Genomic DNA, 19,952 nt, shown 5'->3' with positions numbered 1-19,952 from the left:
CCTTCCTCAGCGGCTTTCGCGCTCGCGCGAGCGGGCACCGGCGTTGCTGTTGCTTGAAGGCAGCGAGGGCGATGTCGTCACGGGTGTCGAAGAGCTCGTGGCGGCTGCAGCGGCCGACGGGCTGGCTTGTTGGCTCTGCTGCAGGATCTTGTCCAGCGGCAGATACAGCAGGTTGGAGCCCGACTTGCTGTCGACCAGAACCTTGGTGACATTCGCGTAGATCTCCTGCATCGTATCGACATACATGCGGTCGCGCGTCACCTGCGGGGCCTTCTGGTACTCGGCCAACACCGACTTGAAGCGTTGCGCATCACCCTCGGCCTGCGCCACGATACGGGCGCGATAACCTTCGGACTCCTCCTTCAGGCGCGATGCCGTACCGCGGGCCCGCGGTACCACATCGTTGGCATAGGCTTCGGCTTCATTCTTGGCACGATCCCGCTCCTGGCTGGCCTTGAGCACATCGTCAAATGCGGCCTGCACCTGTTCGGGTGGGCGCACCCCACCTTGCTGCAGGTTCACGCCGGCGATCTCGATCCCGACGTTGTAGCGATCCAGAATGGTCTGCATCAGATTGCGCACGCGCGGTGCGATCTGATCGCGCTCTTCGGCGAGCACAGCATCCATCTTCATCTTGCCCACCACCTCGCGCACCGCCGTTTCGGCCGCCTTGACGACGGCGGCGTCCGGATCGCGGCTCTCGAACAGGAAAGCTCGGGCGTCGCTCAGGCGGTACTGCACCACAAACTTGATGTCGACGATGTTCTCGTCCTCGGTCAGCATCGACGACTCACGGATGCCGGTGGCCGGCACGATCGTGTCGCGCCCGACATCGACCGAGCGCAACTGCGTCACCGAAACGGTCTCGTGCCCCTGGATCGGATACGGCAAGCGCCAATTGAAGCCTGCTCCGACGGTGCTGTGGTAACGCCCGAACTGGGTGATCACCGCCTGCTGGCCTTCCTGCACGATGAAAAAGCCCGTACCGAGCCAGATCAGCGCCGCCACCCCCGCAATGAGCCCGACGCCGATGCCGGTGGTCTTGGGGTCGGGCGTGAAGCCGGACGGGCCCGAGCCTCCGCCCTGCCCACCACGGCGGCCACCGCCCCCGTTGCCACCACCAAAGAGCCCCCCAAGCTTGCGGTTGAAGTCGCGCCAGAGTTCGTCCAGATCCGGCGGCCCCTGATTCGGGCCCTGAGGCCGGTTGCCCCCCGGGCGCGGCGGGTCCTCGCCAGAGGGACGCTGATCGCCGCCCGCGTTGTCATCGCCCCGCCCCCAGCGCGGATCGTTGAGGTTGAAAACGCCCGGCAGGCGGCTCCCGATCCGGCGCAGGCCAGCGGCCAGCGCGGACAAGGCCGTCCCAGGGGTTTGCAGCTTCAGGTCCATGAGTTCTCTTCTCGATTCAAACGAAAACCATCACATTGTGCCCAATCACATCGGGCCCTCGGGAGAACCGTCGCCGGACGCTGCCGACGCCAGTGTTTCCGCCGCGAATGCGGCATCGCGTGCCATCGCACGCTGTGCCAGCAACCCACGGAGCTCAGGCAAACCCTCGCCCGTGCGTGCACTAACGAAGATACGAGGTACGGACACCCCGTCGAGTTCCACGGTATCGACCCGCGAGAGCGGCAGCGTGGCCGGATCCATCGCGTCCAGCTTGTTGAACACCAGCAATTGCGGTACTTCGTCGGCACCGATTTCGCGCAGGACCGACAGCACCGAGGTGATCTGCTCCAGGTGCCCGGGGTTGGACGCATCGACCACGTGCAGCAACAGATCCGCGTCGGCAGCTTCCTGCAAGGTGGCGGCGAAGGCATCGACAAGGCCATGCGGCAGGTCGCGGATGAACCCGACCGTGTCGGACAGCGACACCGAGCGCTGCGCTTCGCCGAGATAGAGCTGGCGCGTGGTGGTGTCCAGCGTCGCGAAGAGCTGGTCGGCCGCATAGGCCCGGGCCTTGACCAAGGCATTGAACAGCGACGATTTGCCCGCGTTGGTGTAGCCGACCAGCGAGATGTTGAACGCCTCGCGCCGCTCCCGCTGGCGCCGCTGGGTCGCCCGCTGACGCTTGACCTTCTCCAGCCGATCACGCGTGCGCTTGATGGCCTCGCCAATCATGCGGCGGTCCAGCTCGATCTGCGTTTCACCCGGACCACCGCGCATGCCGATGCCCCCGCTTTGCCGCTCCAGATGCGACCAGCGCCGCACCAACCGGGTAGACAGGTACTGCAGCCGGGCCAGTTCGACCTGCAGCTTGCCTTCGTGGCTTCCCGCACGCTGCGCAAAAATTTCGAGAATCAGCAGCGTGCGGTCGTTGACCGGGCGGCCAAGGTGGCGCTCCAAGTTGCGCTGCTGGGCCGGGCTCAAGGCCTGGTCAAACAGCACTTCGCTGGCACCGGTTGCGTCCGCGAGCATCCGGATCTCGTCGGCCTTGCCGGAACCGACAAACAGCGCCGGGTCGGGCGCTCGGCGCTTGCAGCTCACCCGCTCGGCCACGGCATATCCCGCCGTCTGGGCCAGCAGGCCAAGTTCTTCCAGCTCAGCGTCGAAATGCGGCAAGCCGAAATCGACGCCCACCAGAACAACCGAGGGAGGGGCAGAATCAGAGCGGGCGGATGGGTTCAAGGTGTCTGCACGATCCGCCGGGACCGACCGGGACCGTTGGGAGGCCCGGCCAGGGGGTGGAACTGCGGTCAGGATGCCGCGTCGTCAGGGTTGTGCACCGAGAACTGGACGGGGCGGCCCGGAACGATGGTGGAGATGGCGTGCTTGTAGACCATCTGGGTCACGGTGTTGCGTAGCAACACGACGTACTGATCGAAGGACTCGATCTGACCCTGCAGTTTGATGCCGTTGACCAGATAGATCGACACCGGCACATGTTCCCGGCGCAGCTGGTTCAGGAAAGGGTCTTGCAAAAGTTGGCCTTTGTTATTGCTCACGATATGCTCCGTGTTCAAAAAAAGTTGATAAGGGAAGCACCTTACCACACACAGCCCACGCTGGCGCAACACCCCTTCGGGCAACTCATTCGTCGAAAGGGTTGCTCGCGGTGCGGAACTCGATGCGCAGCGGCGTGCCGATTAGATTGAACGCCTTGCGGAACCGCCCTTCCAGAAAGCGCCGGTACACCTCGGGCACCTGCTCGAGAGAGTTGCCGTGGATCACGATCACGGGGGGGTTCATGCCCCCCTGGTGGGCATAACGCATCTTCGACCGGTACATGCCGGTCTTGGGCGGCGCCTGGAACGCCACCGACTCCTGCAGCAGTCGCGTGAGCTGTGGCGTGGGCATCTTGCGCATGGCCGATGCATGGGCCTGCGCAATGGACTTCCAGAGCGGGCCGAGCCCTTGCCGCTTTTTGGCCGAGATCAGGTGCAAAGGCGCAAATTTCAGGAACGAGAGGCGGTTTTCCATCTGCCGCTCAACCTGTTCCCGTTGGTAGCTGTCCACCGCATCCCACTTGTTCATGGCCAGCACCACGGCGCGGCCACTTTCCAGGATGTAGCCGGCAATGTGCGCATCCTGGTCGGTCACGCCCTGCGTGGCATCCAGCAGCAGCACCACCACATGCGCGCGCTCGATGGCCTGCAAGGTCTTGACCACCGAAAACTTCTCGATCGCCTCGAACACCCGGCCCTTGCGGCGCAACCCGGCGGTATCCACCAGCTCAAATCGGCGTCCTTCACGCTCGAACGGCACGGTGATCGCATCGCGCGTCGTTCCCGGCATGTCGAAGGCCACCAGCCGCTCCTCGCCCAACCAGGCGTTGATCAGCGTGGATTTGCCCACGTTCGGACGCCCGGCGACCGCCAGCCGGATCACCCCATCGTCTGCACCATCCGGGTCCTCCGCGTCTTCCGGCGGCGGAGGCAGCAGATCGAGCGCGGTCTCGACCATCGAACGCACCCCTTGGCCGTGCGCGCTCGACACCGGCAACACCTCGCCCAGCCCCAGTTCAAAAAACTCGACCAGTTGCAGGCCCTGCTGCATGCCTTCGGCCTTGTTGGCCACCAGCAGGGTGGGCTTGCCCAGTCGGCGCAGGTAATTGGCGATGTCGTGGTCCTGAGCGCTCAGGCCGGCACGGGCATCCACCACAAAGATGACCACGTCCGATTCGGCCACCGCCTGCCGGGTCTGTTTGGCCATTTCGCGGTAGATGCCAGACTCGGCCGTGGGCTCAAAACCACCGGTATCGATGACGATGAATTCGCGGGCACCGACACGGCCATTGCCATAGTGGCGATCGCGCGTGAGACCGGCGAAGTCGGCCACGATGGCATCGCGCGTCCCCGTCAGCCGATTGAACAGGGTGGACTTGCCGACATTGGGGCGGCCCACAAGGGCGATGACAGGTTTCACGCGAAAGATTCTCTGTTGGCGGGCGACGGAGCGCCCGCGTTCACTGTGGCAGCCAGGCGAAGACGCCGCCGTTACGGGTCTGGACCACCAGCGTCTGCCCCAGCACCACGGGCGCTCCCTGCACGGCCGATCCGTCGGTACTCAGGCGGGCGAGATCGCTGCCGTCCTCGCGGGAGATCAGGTGCACGAGCCCCGTGCTGTCACCAAAGGCCACCACACGACCCACCGCCAGCGGCGCGGTGAGACCGCGGAATTTGAAGCGATCCACCGACCAGGCCTCGTCACCCTGCGCACGCTTCCAGGCACGCACGCGCCCGTCGACCTCGGTACCTACAACCAGATTGTCGTCACCATGCACCCCCGTGCTGCCGTTGGCGGGTTTGCTCCACAGCACCTGCCCGCGGCTGGCGTCGACACAGCCCACGGCCGCCGAATAGGCCCGTGCGCAAACCTGGTTGCCCACGCGGCTGACCGGCGCCACCAGGTCGACCAGGCGTTCCACCTCATTGGTCCCTCGGGCGGTCGTGATCGGAGCGTCCCAGCGCAGGGCACCGCTAAGTGGATCCAGCCCCGCCAGGCGCCCCGACAGGCCGACCACCAGCGTATCGCCCACGGCCAGCAGCACGCCGCTCTGGCGCAGCACCAGCGGCTCGCCCGCCCGGGTCTGGGTCCACAGGCGCGCACCGGTGCCCGCGTCATAGGCGGACACGGAGCGATCCGCCGCCAATACAAAGACGCGACGGCCCGCGACGAGCGGCGCCGTGAACGAAGCGGCTGGCAGACGTGTGCGCCAGATTTCCTTGCCCGCTTCCATGGCCACCAGATGGTTGCTCTCGGTGATCACCGCCGCTGTCTGCCCGTCCGAGCCCACCCCCGTGGCAGGCCGGTCCACGGCAACGCGCCAGAGCACCTGGCCTTTGTCGGCATCCAGCGCCACCACGGCGTCGCCTCCGGCCACAAGCACCTGCCGCCCCACCGCGAGCGGAAAGGCCTGGGCTGGCCCTTTGCCCACCTGGGCCGACCAGATCAGCCGCGTACCGACCACCGAAGCCGCCGGCGAAAGGGGGGTGGGCTTGGGTTTCTCCGGCCCGGACGAACAGGCCGCCAGCACCGCCGCCAGCGCCAACGTGCATGCCCCTTGGAGCCCACGCTGCAGAACGGTTTTTGGGGTCATTGCGCCACTCCCGAGGCTGCGACAGCGGAGGCATCCACCCCCAGGGCCGCCAGTTTCACTTCCACCAGTTGCCGGTACTCCGTACGGTCGGACAGCCCACGCCAGGCCGCCTGGTACTGCGCCTTGGCTTCATCGAGCTTCTGCTGGGCCAACAAAACGTCACCGCGGCGATCGGCTGCCAACGGCTCAAACGCCTTGGGCATGGATTCGGACAGCGTTTTGAGCGCCTGGTCGTAGGCTTTGGCCTCCAGATCCAGCGCCGCCAGCCGCAAACGGGCCACGGCTTTGAGCGATGCGTCGCCGGCATCGGTGGCCACCCAGGTCAGCGCGGCGCGGGCGGCGTCGGCCTTGCCTGCCGATTCCAGCGACTGCGCAGCCAGCAGTGCTCCTTGCGCGGCATAGGTGCTGCGTCCGTAGCCTTTCTGGAGATCGCCCAGCACCTGTTCGAGGCGGGCCGCGTCACTGGCCAGCACCGCCCGCTCGACCTCGTCGTACATGGCGGCGGCTTTGGCGCCCTGGGAACGCTGCCAGTAGTTCCAGCCGTTCCAGGCGGCAACGCCCCCAAAAACGACGATCAGCACCCATGTGATGGCATTGCCATACTGGTTCCAGAAGTGCTTGATCTGGTCGAGCTGTTCCTGCTCTTCGAGGTCGAGATGTTTGGCCATGTTTCGGGTATCGCTCGGGAATCGGAAGATTGTAGGTGGCTGGCCGGGACGGCCGACACAACATGTCAGGCGCGCAGGCTGGCAGCCCATTCGGCCGGCCGAGCCAGCGGGCGCAGCACCTGGACCGGCACTTCACCCGAAGGCGCCGCACGCAGGGTCTTCACACCCACCGTGCCTTGGGCCAGTTCGTCGGCACCGAAGATCAGCGCATACCGGGCACCGCTCGCGTCGGCCTTTTTGAATTGCGACTTCATGCTGCCCATGCCCTCGGCACCCGCTGTGTGCATGGTCACGCTCACACCAGCCTGGCGCAGCGCCCGGAGCACGCCCAGAGCGGTCTCGGTGGCGGTCGCCTCGGGAATGATGGCGTAGGCATCCGGTACCGGCGCTTCGGGCAGACGATGCTGCGCCTTGAGCAGTTCCAGAATGCGCTCCACCCCGAGCGCCCAACCCACCGCCGGTGTCGGCTTGCCGCCGATCTGGGCGAACAGACCGTCGTAGCGACCGCCCGCACAGACCGTGCCCTGCGCCCCCAGTTCCGTGGTGACGAACTCGAACACGCTCAGGTTGTAGTAATCCATACCGCGCACCAGGCGCGGATTGATGCGGTAGGTGATGCCTTGTTTGTCCAGCAGGCTGCGCCACGTATCGAAGTGGCGCAACGATTCGGCCCCCAGAAAATCCATCAGCTTGGGCGCAGCCTCGACGAGGGCCTGCATGGCCGGGTTCTTCGTATCCAGAATGCGCAGCGGGTTGCTGTGCAGGCGCCGCTTCGCCTCCTCGTCCAACTGGTCGGCGTGAGCCTCCAGGTGGGCGATCAGCGCCTGCCGGTGGGCCAGGCGTTCGGCCGGCTGGCCCAGGCTGTTGATCTCCAGCGCGATGTCCTGCAAACCCAGCTCGGCCCAGAGGTCGCTGGCCAGGAGGATCAGCTCGGCATCCACATCCGGGCCGTGAAACCCCAGGGCTTCCACGCCGACCTGATGGAACTGGCGGTAGCGCCCGCGCTGCGGTCGCTCGTGACGGAACATCGGCCCGATGTAATACAACCGCTTGCCGCCGTCGTAGGTCAGGTTGTGTTCGATGGCGGCCCGCACAACGCCGGCCGTGCCTTCGGGGCGCAGGGTCAGGTGCTCGCCGTTGAGCTTGTCCTCGAAGGCATACATCTCCTTCTCGACGATGTCCGTCACCTCGCCCAGACCGCGCACGAACAGCGCCGTCGGCTCCACAATGGGCGCGCGGAAGTTGCGGTAGCCATAGCGCCGCATCAGCTCGCGGATGCGCTCCTCCAGCCACTCCCAGTGCGCCGATTCGGGCGGCGCGATGTCGTTCATGCCTTTGACGGCGCTCAGTTTCTCTGCCATAGCTGTGAAGACGGATGCGGCGTCAGGCCGACGGGCCGAACCGCTTTTGAATGTAGTTGTCGACGATGCGCTGGAACTCGGCGGCGATGCCCTCTCCGCGCAATGTCAGGACCTTTTCGCCGTCGATGAACACCGGCGCCGCAGGCGCTTCGCCGGTCCCCGGCAGGCTGATGCCGATGTCGGCGTGTTTGCTTTCCCCGGGGCCGTTGACGATGCAGCCCATCACCGCCACCTTCAGGCCTTCCACCCCCGGGTACTGGCTGCGCCACAGCGGCATGGACGCCCGCAGGTAGTCGTCGATCTGTTTGGCCAGTTCCTGGAACGTGGTGCTGGTGGTGCGCCCACAGCCCGGACAGGCCGTGACGCTGGGAACAAACACCCGCAGCCCCAACGCCTGCAGGATTTCGGCAGCGATCACCACCTCCTGCGTGCGCGACTCACCGGGTTGCGGCGTGAGTGACACCCGGATGGTGTCCCCGATGCCTTGCTGCAACAGCACGGCCAGCGCGGCCGTCGAGGCCACCGTGCCCTTGGTGCCCATGCCGGCTTCCGTCAGCCCCAGGTGCAGCGGGTTGTCGCAGCGACGTGCCAGCTCCTGATAGACGGCGATCAGGTCCTGCACGCCGCTGACTTTGCACGAAAGCACGATCTGGTCACGCCGCAGGCCCAAGACCTCGGCCTTGTTCGACGAATCCAGCGCCGAGGTGATCAGCGCCTCGTACATGACCTGGCGTGTGTCCCAGGGCTGGGCGCGCGCGGCGTTCTCGTCCATCAGCCGTGCCAGCAGCTCCTGATCGAGGCTGCCCCAGTTGACCCCGATGCGCACCGGCTTGTTCCAGCGCGCCGCAATCTCCACCATCTGGGCGAACTGTCGATCACCCTTTTCGCCTTTGCCCACATTGCCCGGATTGATGCGGTACTTGGACAAGGCTTCTGCGCAGGCCGGGTGGTCGCTCAGCAGCTTGTGACCGTTGTAGTGGAAGTCACCGATGAGCGGCACGGCCACCCCCATGCGATCCAGCTGTTCGCGGATGTGCGGCACGGCCTTGGCTGCTTCGTCGTTGTTGACCGTGATACGCACCAGCTCCGAACCGGCCTGGGCCAGCTCCTTGACCTGGATCGCCGTGCCGATGGCATCCGCCGTGTCGGTGTTGGTCATGGACTGCACACGCACCGGCGCATCCCCGCCCACCGTCACGCGGTGGTCACCCCAGGCCACCACGCCTTGCAGGCTGCGGCGAGGACGCGCATGCCCGAGCGGAATCGGTTGGGCCGCGTGATCCAGGCAGGGTTCAGACACCAGCGCGTCCATGCTCACTTCACCTCGAAACGGGCCACGCTGTTGCGGGCAAATGGCGTCACGTCGAAAGCCTGTCCACGCACGGTGACCTTGACGGCATCGGCGCGCCCGAGCACCACGGCGTAAGGCGGTGCGGTGGAAAAATCCAGCACGTCGCCCGTGCGCAGCATGCGCTGCACCACCACGGACCCCGAACCGTTGATCACCTCGATCCAGGAGTCGCCTGCAGCCGTCAGGCTCAGGATCGCGGCGCCGGGAGCTGCCGCCTCTGGCGCCGGTGCTGCGGCAGGGGCCGCCGACTCGGCCGCCGCAGCAGCGGGCGTGCTTGCCACTGCTTCAGCAGCGGCCGGGGCGGCAGCCACCGCTTCGGCCGGGGCAGACGCCACACCCGCAGGTTCTTCCGCCGGCGCGAGTGTCTCCTGGATCACTGTGGAGGGGGTATCGGTCGACGGCGAGCCAAACGAAAACCGCTCCCCGAGATCGGGCATGAACACCAGGACCAGCGCCGCCAGCAGCAGCGCAATGGCTCCGAGCAATGCGGTGCGCGACAACCAGCCGGCCGGGCTGGAAGAAACCAGTTTTTCGGCCGGCTTGAACGGGGCGTTGATCACCTGCGAAGACTCACCCAGCGCCGGCCGCTGGGCCTGAGGAATCTGGGCCAGCACCACGGCCGGGTCGACACGGAGATGCCGACAGGCACTGGAAGCGAGCGCCCGGGCGAAGGTCAGGTCAGGCAGCTCTTCATAACGTCCGGACTCCAGGGCTTCCAACTTCTTGACCGGCACCTTCAGGGCCGCGGCCAGCGCAGCCACGTGCAGTCCGGCGGCTTCGCGCGCCTGGCGCAGGGCCACGGGGGGTGCCACGGGTTCGAAGGGTTGGGAATCAGTCATTGAAGGCTCCGCGCTGGTAGGCCGCCCATTCCCGCGACTGCGGATAGCGACGCTGCAGTTGCTGGGCCAGTTGTTCCTGCGCTTCGGTGTTGCGCAATTGGTGTTCGATCCGGATACCCAGCCACAGCGTTTCGGCGTTGGCGAGTTCGGAGTTGTTCAGACGGCGCGCATAGAACTGCGCCTTGGTGTATTCGCCACGCCGGTACAGCAGCGACGCCAGGTTGAACCCGGTGATGGGATTGCCGGCATCGAGTTCGTAGGCCCGCACCAGGCTGCCTTCGGCCTCGGCCAGCTGACCCATGCGGATCTGGCAGACGCCCTTGGCCATCAGGGTGCGGGCTTGCCCGCCATAGACCGGGCTGGCCAGCGCGCGTTGGAACATGTCGATCGCTTCGCGGTAGCGCTCGGTCTGGCACGCAAACCAACCGTAGTTGTGCAACGCATCCGGGTCGCGCGGGTTGATCTGCAGCGCCCGCTGAAAACTCTCTTCGGCCAGACGGGGATCGTTGAGCCGCATGAAGATCAGGCCGCGCAGCACATAGGCCTGCCCGAAACCGGGATCGGTTGCCAGCGACTGCTTGACCTCGTCCAGCGCCACCTCGGTCTGGCCCTGCTCGAAATAGCCCGACGCCAGTTCAAGGCGGATGCGCGCCCGCTTGCGGGCTTCGGGCTCGTCGGATGCCGTGATCGGCACCACACCGCTGCCGGTGGTATCGGGCGCCGAGGGCGTACCAGCGCACCCCGCCAGCACCACCACGGCCCCCAGACACCAGATCCAGCGAGGCACCATCCGGCGACCGGCGCCGGATGGTGTCAGGAAAACGGTGTGCAGGGGAGTCGATGTCATGCCTGTCCTTCCTTGACGGGTGCCGGGCCACGGCCCACGACACGAACGGGTTGTTCAATGATCTGGCGGCGCTGCGCCAGCCGCTTGGCGGCGTTGGTCCGGTCCAGCACGTCTCCGGCCAGCTGGCCGCAGGCGGCGTCGATATCGTCGCCGCGGGTCTTGCGCACCGTGGTCACCACGCCCCCTTCGTTGAGCATCTGGCCAAAGCGCAGCACCGCCGCACGCGGCGAGCAGCGCAGACCGGAATCCGGAAACGGATTGAAGGGTATCAGGTTGATTTTGCAGGGCACGCCGCGCCCGCCATGGCGGCGCACCAGGTCGAGCAGTTGCTGTGCGTGTTCGGGCTGATCATTGACCCCATCGAGCATGCAGTACTCGAAAGTGATGAAGTCACGCGGGGCCGCCGGCAGGTAGCGCAGGCAGGCGTCCAGCAACTCGGCGATCGGGTACTTGCGGTTGAGCGGGACGAGGCTGTCACGCAGCGCGTCGTTGGGCGCGTGCAGCGACACGGCCAGCGCCACCGGACAATCTTGCGCCAGACGGTCCATGAAGGGCACCACCCCGGAGGTGGACACCGTCAGCCGGCGTCGCGACAGTCCGTAAGCGTGGTCGTCGAGCATGGTGCGCAGGGCCGGCAGCAGTGCACCGTAGTTCTGCAGCGGTTCGCCCATGCCCATCATCACCACGTTGGTGATGACCCTCTCTGGGCTGTTCAGATGACGGCGCAGGAAATGCTCGGCGTACCACAGCTGCGCCAGGATCTCACCGGTCGACAGGTTGCGCGAAAAACCCTGATGGCCCGTAGAGCAGAAACGGCAGCCGACGGCGCAACCGGCCTGCGACGACACGCACAAAGTGCCGCGGTCGTCCTCGGGAATGAAAACGGTTTCGACGGCGTTGCCGTCGCCCACATCGAACAGCCACTTGATGGTGCCATCGGCCGAATCCTGGCGCGACAACACGGGCAGCGGGGTGATGGTGCAGACCGAGGGCAGCTTCTCGCGCAGGCTCTTGGCGAGATCGGTCATCTCGTCGAACCGGGAAGCGCCCTTCTGATGAATCCAGCGGAACAGCTGAACGGCGCGAAAGCGCTTTTCGCCCAGCTGTTCGCAAAAGGCGGTCAAGCCCTCGAGATCGAAGTCGAGCAGGTTGACCGTCATGTCACGGCTTACGCGCGCTCAGCGCGTGTAGATGTTCAGACCGGGGAAGAAGAAAGCCACTTCCACGGCAGCGGTTTCGGGAGCGTCGGAGCCGTGCACGGCGTTGGCATCGATGCTGTCGGCGAAGTCGGCACGGATGGTGCCCTTTTCGGCCTTCTTCGGATCGGTGGCGCCCATCAGTTCGCGGTTCTTGGCGATGGCGTTTTCACCTTCCAGCACCTGAATCATCACGGGGCCGGAGATCATGAAATCGACCAGATCCTTGAAGAAGGGGCGCTCTTTGTGCACGCCATAGAACTGCTCGGCTTCGCCGCGCGAGAGTTGCACCAGCTTGGCAGCGGCAATCTTCAGGCCGGCGGCTTCGAAACGGGCGTAGATCTGGCCGATAACGTTCTTGGCGACGGCGTCGGGCTTGATGATGGACAGGGTGCGTTCGATGGCCATGATTTTCCTTGGGTTTTTGAATGGATTCGAAAGCGCGCGGGCGGTTCCGAAAAGCCTTTGATTCTACAACGCCGGGGGCGTCGCTCAGCGACCGCTGCGGCGGCGTGGCCCACCGGACCGCGGCCCCTGCCCCTGCCCCTGCCCTTGCCCCTGCCCTTGCCCTTGCCCTTGCCCTTGCCCTTGCCCTTGCCCTTGCCCTTGCCCACCAGAAGGCTTGCCGCGTCGACCCATGGCGTCCTGACCGATGTAGCCGTAGGACGTGCGCATCGGGTCGGGCTGGCCGGAAGGGCCTTTCCCCGCCTTGCCACCCTTGCCGGGCGCTGCCCCGCCCGGCCCCCGCGCCTTGCCCGGAGCGGCAGGCCGACGGGCTGCTGGCGGTGGCGCCTCGTCAGGCATCGACGGACGGGAAGGACGGGGTCCCCCCGTCCCGCGCCGCCCCCGTTGCGCCGGGTGGCGACCCGCCGGCCGGGGCGTGGCGTCGGGCGCGGGCATGCCAGCCACCGACATCAGGCGGTCGATATCCCGTGCATCCAGTTCCATCCAGACACCGCGGCGCAGACCGCGCGGCAGCACCATGGCGCCGTAGCGGATGCGGATCAGGCGACTGACAGCGTGTCCCACCGCCTCGAACATGCGCCGCACCTCGCGATTGCGCCCTTCGGCAATGGTCACGCGGTACCAGCAGTTGGCCCCATCACCACCACCGTCATCGATGCTGCCGAACTGGGCGACGCCGTCGTCAAGCTGCACGCCCCCGAGCAGGCGCTGCTTTTCTTCATTGCTCAGCGCCCCGAGCACACGCACCGCGTACTCGCGCTCCAGGCCAAAACGCGGGTGCATCAACCGGTTGGCCAGATCGCCCGAATTGGTCAGCAACAACAAGCCCTCGGTGTTGAGGTCGAGCCGCCCCACCGACTGCCACTTGCCCTGCGGCAGGCGCGGCAGGCGGCGGAACACGGTCGGGCGGTTCTGCGGATCGTCGTGGGTGACCACCTCGCCGGCCGGCTTGTGATAGGCGAGCACCCGCGGCGGTGGCGGGGCAATACGCACCCGCACCGGCTTGCCATTGACCTTGATGCTGTCGCCATGACGGATGCGCTGGCCGATATGGGCCGGCTCGCCGTTGACGGAGATGCGCCCTTCCAGGATGAGCTGCTCCATCTCCAGGCGCGAACCCATACCGGCCTGAGCGAGCACCTTGTGCAGCTTGGGCGACTCGGTTTCCGGCGCCAGCACGCGTTTGACCGGTAGCGGCAGGTCCGAGGCCTGTTCGGCGTCGAAATCGCCACTGACCACCGCATCAAAGCTCAGTGCCTGCAGCGCCGCATCGGCCGCGTGCGCCGGCTTGGCCTCGGGTGCCTGAGGCTGGTCCGCATCATCGGCGGGAGAAGGCGTGTGTTCCGGTGTCATGTGGGGTTTTCGGGTGTCGGGTTGGGTGTCGCGGGGGCGGCGGCCTGAGGGTCATCAGCACCAGCAGGGGCGGACGGTGATTCGACCCCGGCTTCAGGTAAGGGGGCTGCGGGATGGGCAGATTCAACGGCGTCGGCGGTCTCATCACCAAAGGGCAGACTGGCCGAGAGCGCATCAAAGTCCAGGCGCTCCAGCGCAGACTCCTGCACGCCACTGTCTTCCAGGGGCGGCAACTGGTCGAGCGAAGCCAGGCCCAGATCATCCAGAAACTGCCGGGTGGTGGCAAACAGCGCCGGACGGCCCACGGTCTCGCGGTGTCCGATCACTTCGATCCAGCCCCGGTCCTCCAGCTGTTTGAGCAGCAGCGAATTGATGGTCACGCCCCGGATGTCTTCCATGTCCCCACGGGTCACGGGCTGCCGGTACGCGATGATGGCCAGCGTCTCCAGCGTGGCACGGGTGTACCGGGGCGGCTTCTCCGGGTGCAGGCGATCCAGGTACGGACGCAATTCGGGGCGGCTCTGAAAGCGCCAGCCACTGGCCACCTGAACCAGCTCGACCCCTTTGCCCGCCCACTCGAACTGGAGATCGGCCAGCAGCCGCTTGAGGGTGTCGGCGGCGACCTCGCCGTCGAACAGCACCCCCATGTCGCGCACGGTCAGCGGTTGCTGGGCACAAATCAAGGCCGTTTCGAGCACACGGCGCGCATCCGTGGTGTTCATGTGTCTTGGTGTCGATCTATCGGAAGGGGTGGAGGCGGTCCACCGTGCCAACCGGGGTCCACCCGGCTGTCAGGCCTGTCGGTCGCCGCGTCGGCGATGCCTGCCACGGTCTGAGGTCATCATTGGAAACCGGGCCGGCAAACTGCCCGGCCCTGATGAAAGCGGCCGCCCTGCCGGCAACCGCCCGGCCGCTCAGGCCGGAGGCAAGCCATTGTAATGGAGCCCCGAGGCCTGAACAGCCTGCGCCAGATCATCGGGCAGCGGCGTTTCGAACGCCAAGGGTTCACCGGTCACCGGGTGCGCCAGACAAAGGCGGGTGGCATGCAAGGCCTGGCGGGACAGCCCCCACTGCGGCCGGCCTCCGTACAAGACATCCCCCACCAGCGGATGCCCCAACCAGGCCATGTGCACCCGGATCTGATGGGTGCGCCCCGTGTGCAGACGGCACATGACCAGTGTGGCCTGGTCATGACCATCGAGGCGGAGCACCGTGGTCCGTGCCGGCTTGGCACCCGTGGCATCGCCCCGCAACACGGCCATGCGCAAACGGTTGACCGGGTCGCGCCCGACCGCCTGGTCGACCTGCACCTCATCGCTGCCGCGCCAGCCCCCCTGCCCCAGCGCCACATAGGAGCGCTGCACCTCGCGCGCAGCGATCGCGCGCACCAGCGCCTCCATCGCCTGGCGGCTCTTGCCCACCAGCATCAGGCCGGAGGTGTCCTTGTCCAGCCGGTGCACGATGCCGGCGCGGGGCAACTGGGCTGCCGCCGCATGGTGGGCCAGCAAACCGTTGAGCAAGGTCCCGCTCCAGTGGCCCGCCGCCGGGTGCACCACCAAACCCACCGGCTTGTCGATCACCAGCAGATGGGCGTCCTCGTAAACCACCTGCAGCGCCATCGGCTGGGCCACAAAAGCCATGGCCTGGGGCGTCGGCCTCAGCACCACCTCCAGCCGATCCCCGGCGGACACCTTGATCGCGCTCTTGCGCAGCGGGCTGCCACGCAGTTGCACCTCGCCTTCCGCCAGCAACTGCTGCAGATAGGATCGGGAGAACTCCGGGATCAGGGTCGCCAGCGCCTTGTCGACACGCCAGCCATGCAATTCGGCCGGCACATCGCAGGCGCGCACCTCCGCCTCGGTCAGGCTTTCACCGCCCGTCAGACCTTCATCGGCCTCGACCGGGTCGGCATCCCCCCCGGTCGATATAATTTTTGCTGGCAAAACCTGATTCCCGAAGCTACAGCTATAGGTGCACGCGTGACGATTTCAAGCAGATTATCGATGGTGTCGTTGGGTGCATTGGCCTTGGCCGCCGCGCTTCAGGGATGCTCGTCCAAGCCGGTGGACAAGACCGCCGGCTGGAGCCCCAACCGGCTTTACAGCGAAGCCAAGGACGAAAGCACCGCCGGCAACTTCGAGGCCGCCGTCACCCTGTACGAAAAACTCGAAGGCCGCGCCGCCGGCACGCCGCTGGCCCAGCAGGCCCAGCTTGAAAAGGCCTACACCCAGTTCCGGGCAGGCGACAAGGCACAGGCTCTGGCCACGGTAGACCGTTTCATGCGGCTGCACCCGGCCAGCCCTGCGCTGGACTACGCGCTGTACCTCAAAGGCCTGATCAACTTCAACGACAACCTAGGCCTGTTCGGTTGGCTGTCGCAGCAGGACCTGTCCGAACGCGATCAGAAAGCAGCCAAGGAGTCGTTCGAGTCGTTCCGTGACCTCGTCACCCGCTTCCCGGACTCCAAGTACGCCGCGGACTCACGTTCGCGCATGACGTACATCGTCAACTCCCTGGCGCAGTACGAGGTCCATGTGGCCCGGTACTACTACCAGCGCGGCGCCTATCTGGCCGCCGTCAACCGTGCGCAGACCGCGCTGACCGACTACACCGATGCGCCCGCGCTGGAAGAGGCGCTGTTCATTCTGGTGCGTTCCTACGACGCCCTGGGCATGACGCAGTTGCGCGATGACGCCCAGCGTGTGCTGGTCGCCAACTACCCGCAGAGCACCTACCTGAGCAGCGGCTTCGCGCGCCCGAGCACCTCCTGGTGGAAACTCTGGTAACCGGCTAAGACAGAGTCCGGCCCCGGGGCAAACGGTGTCGGCCCTGTCGGTCAGCGGCGACACCTGGTCGCCGCGGGCGGAAAGCTGTCAACAAATGGTTAACATCTCTGCCGTTTGTCACCTTTTCCGCCACCATGTCCAAAGGCTATCGCATCCAAGCATCCACCGGCATCCACCGGGGGGATCGTGACTACCAGCAGGACCAGGTCTGTCTGCTGCATCACCCGCGCCAGTCCGGATGCCTTCTGGCGGTGATCGCCGACGGCATGGGCGGCCGCAGCGGGGGACGCAAGGCCTCGGATCAGGTCATGCTGACCGCGCGCCAGCTTTTCGAACGGTATGACCCCGAGACCGACGACGCCTCCGCGTTGCTGCGGCAGATCGTGGAGGAGTCGCATCTGGTGATCAAGCTCACCGCGGTCTCGGCCGAGCAGGAACCCCACAGCACAGTGGCCGCTTTCGTGCTCAACCCCGATGGCGGCAGCCACTGGATCCACGCCGGCGACTCGCGGATCTACCATTTCCGGGGTGGCCGCATGATCTTCCGCACCATGGACCATTCCTACGTGCAGACCCTGGTGAACCAGGGCGAGATCAGCGAGCAGGAGGCCCTGGAACACCCGCACTCCAACATCCTGATGGGGTGCCTCGGCACCGACAACGATCCGCCGGTCGACCTGCATGTGGTCCCCCAGTTGGCCATTGGTGACGCCCTGCTGGCCTGCAGCGATGGCATCTGGCACTACTTCACCCCGGAAGAATTGGCCAGTTCGGTGTCGATGCTCTCGCCCCGGGAAGCCTGCGAATTCCTGATCCAGAAGGCCCGCGCTCGCGGCAAGGGCATGGGCGACAACCTCTCTCTGGTCATCGTGCGGCTCGATCCGCTGGAGTGATCGGGACACCCGCCCCCGCCACACCCTGTGCGACGGCGGGGCCCCGGTGAGCCCTGAAGACCCGGCTTCAGGTCAGTCCTGTATCGACGGTGCGGTGTTCCAGCGCCAGGTATTCGGCCGATTGCATTTCACCCAGCCGCGATACCGTTCTCGGAAACTCGTGCGACATGGGGCCCTCCAGATAGAGTTGCTCCGGCGGCACTTCGGCGGACATGATGAGCTTGACCCGGCGGTCGTAGAGCACGTCGATCAGCCAGGTGAAGCGCCGCGCTTCGGAAGCCTGCCGCACCGCCATCTGCGGCACGTTCGACAGCAGCAGGGTGTGGAACTGGCTGGCGATTTCCAGGTAGTCGTTCTGCGAGCGCGGCCCCCCGCACAAGGTTCGGAAGTCGAACCAGATCACCCCACCCGCGCGCCGCAGGGCCTGGATTTCCCGCGATTCGATCTGCATCACCGGGTTCTCATCGGCCATTTCGGCCAGTTGCCCGAATGCCTCGGCCATGGCCGCGTCGGCCACTTCACCGAGCGGGCAGTGGTAGAGCTGGATGTGCGTGAGCGTGCGCTGGCGGTAATCGGTGCCGTTGTCGACGTTGATCACTTCCAGCTTCTGCTTGAGCAGTTCGATGGCCGGCAGGATGCGGTCTCGATGCAGCCCGTCCGGGTAAAGCCCGTCCGGGTGGAAGTTCGAGGTGGTGACAAACCCCACGCCCGCCTTGAACAACGCATCCAGCAGGCGGTGCAGGATCATGGCGTCGGTCACATCGGCCACGTGGAACTCATCGAAGCAGATCAGCTTGTAGCGCTTGGCGATGCGTGCGCCCAGTTCATCGAGCGGGTTCACCGTGCCTTGCAATGCCGCCAGTTCGCGGTGCACCTCGCGCATGAACTCGTGGAAGTGCAGGCGCGTCTTGCGCCGGATGGGCACCGCGTTGTAGAAGCAGTCCATCAGGAAGGACTTGCCGCGCCCAACTCCCCCGAACATGTAGACGCCGCGCGGAATGTCAGGGTTGACAAACAGCTTCTTCAGCGCGTTGGAGCGGCGCTGCCTGTAGACCGCCCATTCGGCGGCGCAGCGCTCCAGCGCCTCGATGGCCCGCAGCTGGGCCGGGTCGGAAGAAAAGCCGCGCTCGGCGAGCGCGGCTTCGTAGGTCGCCTTGACGGACATGCGTGGCGCGGCAATCAGAAGTTCAGCGTGCGCTTGTCCACCGCCAGCGCGGCTTCCTTCGTGCTTTCGCTCAGGGACGGGTGCGCATGGCAGATGCGGGCGATGTCTTCGCTGCTGGCCTTGAACTCCATCGCCATCACGGCTTCGGCGATCAACTCGGAAGCCATCGGGCCGATGATGTGCACGCCCAGGATTTCGTCGGTCTTGGCGTCGGCCACGATCTTCACGAAACCGGTGGTGTCACCCAGCGCACGGGCGCGGCCATTGGCCAGGAACGGGAACTGGCCCGCCTTGTAGGCCACGCCTTCGGCCTTGAGCTGCTGCTCGGTCTTGCCGACCCAGGCGATCTCGGGGCTGGTGTAGATGACGTAGGGGATGGTGTTGAAGTTGACGTGCCCGTGCTGGCCGGCGATGCGCTCGGCCACAGCCACGCCCTCTTCTTCCGCCTTGTGCGCCAGCATCGGACCCCGGACCACGTCGCCCACGGCCCACACGCCCGGCAGATTGGTCTTGCACTCGGCATCGACCACGATGGCGCCACGCTCGTCGAGCTGCAGGCCCACCGCTTCGGGGTTCAGGCCGATGGTGTTGGCCACACGGCCGATGGACACGATGAGCTTGTCCACCGCCAGTTCCTGGGCTTCGCCCTTGGCGTTGGTGTAGGCCACGGTCACGCCCTTCTTGGCGCTCTTGACCTCGCCCACCTTGGCGCCCAGCTCGATCTTCAGGCCCTGCTTGGCAAAGACCTTGGCGGCCTCCTTGGCCACGCCCTCGTCGGCCGCGCCCAGGAACGTGGGCAGGCCTTCCAGAATCGTGACCTCGGCGCCCAGGCGGCGCCAGACCGAGCCCATTTCGAGGCCGATCACGCCGGAGCCGATCACGCCCAGTTTCTTGGGCACGGCGCCGATGCGCAGTGCACCGTCGTTGGACAGGATGTTCTCTTCATCGAAGGCCACACCGGGCAGCGCGCGCGGGTTGGAACCCGTGGCCACCACAACCTGCTTGCCGGAGATGACCTCTTCCTGGGCACCAGCGACCTTGATCTCGTAGACACCGTCCTTGGCGGCCACGAAGGAACCACGGCCATGGAAGAAGGTCACCTTGTTCTTCTTGAACAGGTAGAGGATGCCGTCGTTGTTCTGCTTCACGACGCCGTCCTTGCGGGCGACCATCTTGGCCACATCCATCTTCACCGTGCCGGTGCTGATGCCATGTTCGGCGAAGTGGTGGCTGGCGTGATCAAAGTGTTCGGACGACTGCAGCAGCGCCTTGGAGGGAATGCAGCCCACGTTGGTGCAGGTGCCGCCCGGGGCCGGGCCGCCAGCAGCGTTCTTCCATTCGTCGATGCAGGCGACCTTGAAGCCGAGCTGGGCAGCACGGATGGCCGCGATGTAGCCGCCGGGACCGGCGCCGATGACGACGACGTCAAATGCTTGGGACATGTTGTTTCCTGTGAGGTTGGACAAACGCCCCCGAAGGGGCGTTGTTCGCA

19 protein-coding genes are annotated in these 19,952 nt (G+C 66.0%); 2 read left to right on the top strand and 17 right to left on the bottom strand.

Going from position 1 to position 19,952, the window contains the following annotated elements; all coding sequences use genetic code 11:
• Positions 1-6: 6 nt before the first annotated feature.
• The 15 genes from hflK to QQK43_RS09560 form a co-directional block, all read right to left on the bottom strand.
• Positions 7-1,386, bottom strand: coding sequence for an FtsH protease activity modulator HflK (gene hflK, locus QQK43_RS09630; RefSeq protein WP_284307591.1), 1,380 nt, complete (start codon positions 1,384-1,386; stop codon positions 7-9).
• A 45-nt stretch (positions 1,387-1,431) separates the two neighbouring features.
• Entirely contained in the window at positions 1,432-2,625 is a 1,194-nt protein-coding gene (gene hflX / locus QQK43_RS09625; protein ID WP_284307590.1) for a GTPase HflX, read from the bottom strand.
• Positions 2,626-2,693: 68 nt separating this feature from the next.
• Positions 2,694-2,942, bottom strand: a complete 249-nt coding sequence (hfq, locus tag QQK43_RS09620) for an RNA chaperone Hfq (protein WP_440589173.1) — start codon at positions 2,940-2,942, stop codon at positions 2,694-2,696.
• An 85-nt stretch (positions 2,943-3,027) separates the two neighbouring features.
• Positions 3,028-4,362: a ribosome biogenesis GTPase Der gene (gene der, locus QQK43_RS09615; RefSeq protein WP_284307588.1), complete on the bottom strand. Its 1,335-nt coding sequence runs from the start codon at positions 4,360-4,362 to the stop codon at positions 3,028-3,030.
• 40 nt (positions 4,363-4,402) lie between these two features.
• Positions 4,403-5,536, bottom strand: coding sequence for an outer membrane protein assembly factor BamB (bamB, locus tag QQK43_RS09610; protein ID WP_284307587.1), 1,134 nt, complete (start codon positions 5,534-5,536; stop codon positions 4,403-4,405).
• Positions 5,533-6,204, bottom strand: coding sequence for a YfgM family protein (locus tag QQK43_RS09605; RefSeq protein ID WP_234262813.1), 672 nt, complete (start codon positions 6,202-6,204; stop codon positions 5,533-5,535). Before QQK43_RS09605 ends, bamB begins: the two co-directional genes overlap by 4 nt.
• Before the next feature lie 65 nt (positions 6,205-6,269).
• Complete coding sequence (gene hisS, locus QQK43_RS09600; protein WP_284307586.1) at positions 6,270-7,565, bottom strand: histidine--tRNA ligase; 1,296 nt, start codon at positions 7,563-7,565, stop codon at positions 6,270-6,272.
• 22 nt (positions 7,566-7,587) lie between these two features.
• Positions 7,588-8,877, bottom strand: coding sequence for a flavodoxin-dependent (E)-4-hydroxy-3-methylbut-2-enyl-diphosphate synthase (ispG, locus tag QQK43_RS09595; protein WP_284307585.1), 1,290 nt, complete (start codon positions 8,875-8,877; stop codon positions 7,588-7,590).
• Positions 8,878-8,879: 2 nt separating this feature from the next.
• Positions 8,880-9,755, bottom strand: coding sequence for a helix-turn-helix domain-containing protein (locus QQK43_RS09590; protein WP_284307584.1), 876 nt, complete (start codon positions 9,753-9,755; stop codon positions 8,880-8,882).
• Entirely contained in the window at positions 9,748-10,545 is a 798-nt protein-coding gene (gene pilW, locus QQK43_RS09585) for a type IV pilus biogenesis/stability protein PilW (RefSeq protein ID WP_370465252.1), read from the bottom strand. The genes QQK43_RS09590 and pilW overlap by 8 nt, the downstream gene beginning before the upstream one ends.
• Positions 10,546-10,598: 53 nt before the next feature.
• A complete protein-coding gene (gene rlmN, locus QQK43_RS09580) occupies positions 10,599-11,762 on the bottom strand; it encodes a dual-specificity RNA methyltransferase RlmN (RefSeq protein WP_284307581.1) in 1,164 nt (387 codons plus the stop codon).
• An 18-nt stretch (positions 11,763-11,780) separates the two neighbouring features.
• Complete coding sequence (gene ndk / locus QQK43_RS09575) at positions 11,781-12,206, bottom strand: nucleoside-diphosphate kinase (RefSeq protein ID WP_234262807.1); 426 nt, start codon at positions 12,204-12,206, stop codon at positions 11,781-11,783.
• Between the two features lie 84 nt (positions 12,207-12,290).
• Entirely contained in the window at positions 12,291-13,616 is a 1,326-nt protein-coding gene (locus QQK43_RS09570) for a pseudouridine synthase (protein WP_284307580.1), read from the bottom strand.
• Positions 13,613-14,338, bottom strand: coding sequence for an SMC-Scp complex subunit ScpB (gene scpB, locus QQK43_RS09565; RefSeq protein ID WP_234262805.1), 726 nt, complete (start codon positions 14,336-14,338; stop codon positions 13,613-13,615). Before scpB ends, QQK43_RS09570 begins: the two co-directional genes overlap by 4 nt.
• 192 nt (positions 14,339-14,530) lie before the next feature.
• Entirely contained in the window at positions 14,531-15,559 is a 1,029-nt protein-coding gene (locus tag QQK43_RS09560) for an RluA family pseudouridine synthase (protein WP_370465250.1), read from the bottom strand.
• Between the two features lie 60 nt (positions 15,560-15,619).
• Between QQK43_RS09560 and QQK43_RS09555 the strand changes: the two genes are divergently transcribed.
• Together QQK43_RS09555 and QQK43_RS09550 are read left to right on the top strand one after the other, a co-directional pair.
• A complete protein-coding gene (locus tag QQK43_RS09555; protein ID WP_234262953.1) occupies positions 15,620-16,402 on the top strand; it encodes an outer membrane protein assembly factor BamD in 783 nt (260 codons plus the stop codon).
• 134 nt (positions 16,403-16,536) lie between these two features.
• Entirely contained in the window at positions 16,537-17,295 is a 759-nt protein-coding gene (locus QQK43_RS09550) for a PP2C family protein-serine/threonine phosphatase (RefSeq protein WP_284307578.1), read from the top strand.
• A gap of 67 nt (positions 17,296-17,362) precedes the next feature.
• Here QQK43_RS09550 and zapE read toward each other — a convergent pair whose 3' ends face one another.
• Together zapE and lpdA are read right to left on the bottom strand one after the other, a co-directional pair.
• Entirely contained in the window at positions 17,363-18,460 is a 1,098-nt protein-coding gene (zapE, locus tag QQK43_RS09545) for a cell division protein ZapE (protein WP_234262803.1), read from the bottom strand.
• A 14-nt stretch (positions 18,461-18,474) separates the two neighbouring features.
• Positions 18,475-19,902 (bottom strand): dihydrolipoyl dehydrogenase, encoded by a 1,428-nt coding sequence (gene lpdA / locus QQK43_RS09540; RefSeq protein ID WP_234262802.1) that lies wholly within the window; start codon positions 19,900-19,902, stop codon positions 18,475-18,477.
• Positions 19,903-19,952: the final 50 nt, after the last annotated feature.

The sequence above is a fragment of the Hydrogenophaga electricum genome (assembly GCF_030160815.1).
GTDB lineage: Bacteria > Pseudomonadota > Gammaproteobacteria > Burkholderiales > Burkholderiaceae_C > Hydrogenophaga > Hydrogenophaga electricum.
Note: the sequence above shows the minus strand (reverse complement) of the source record. Positions and strands in the feature narration are given on the sequence as shown.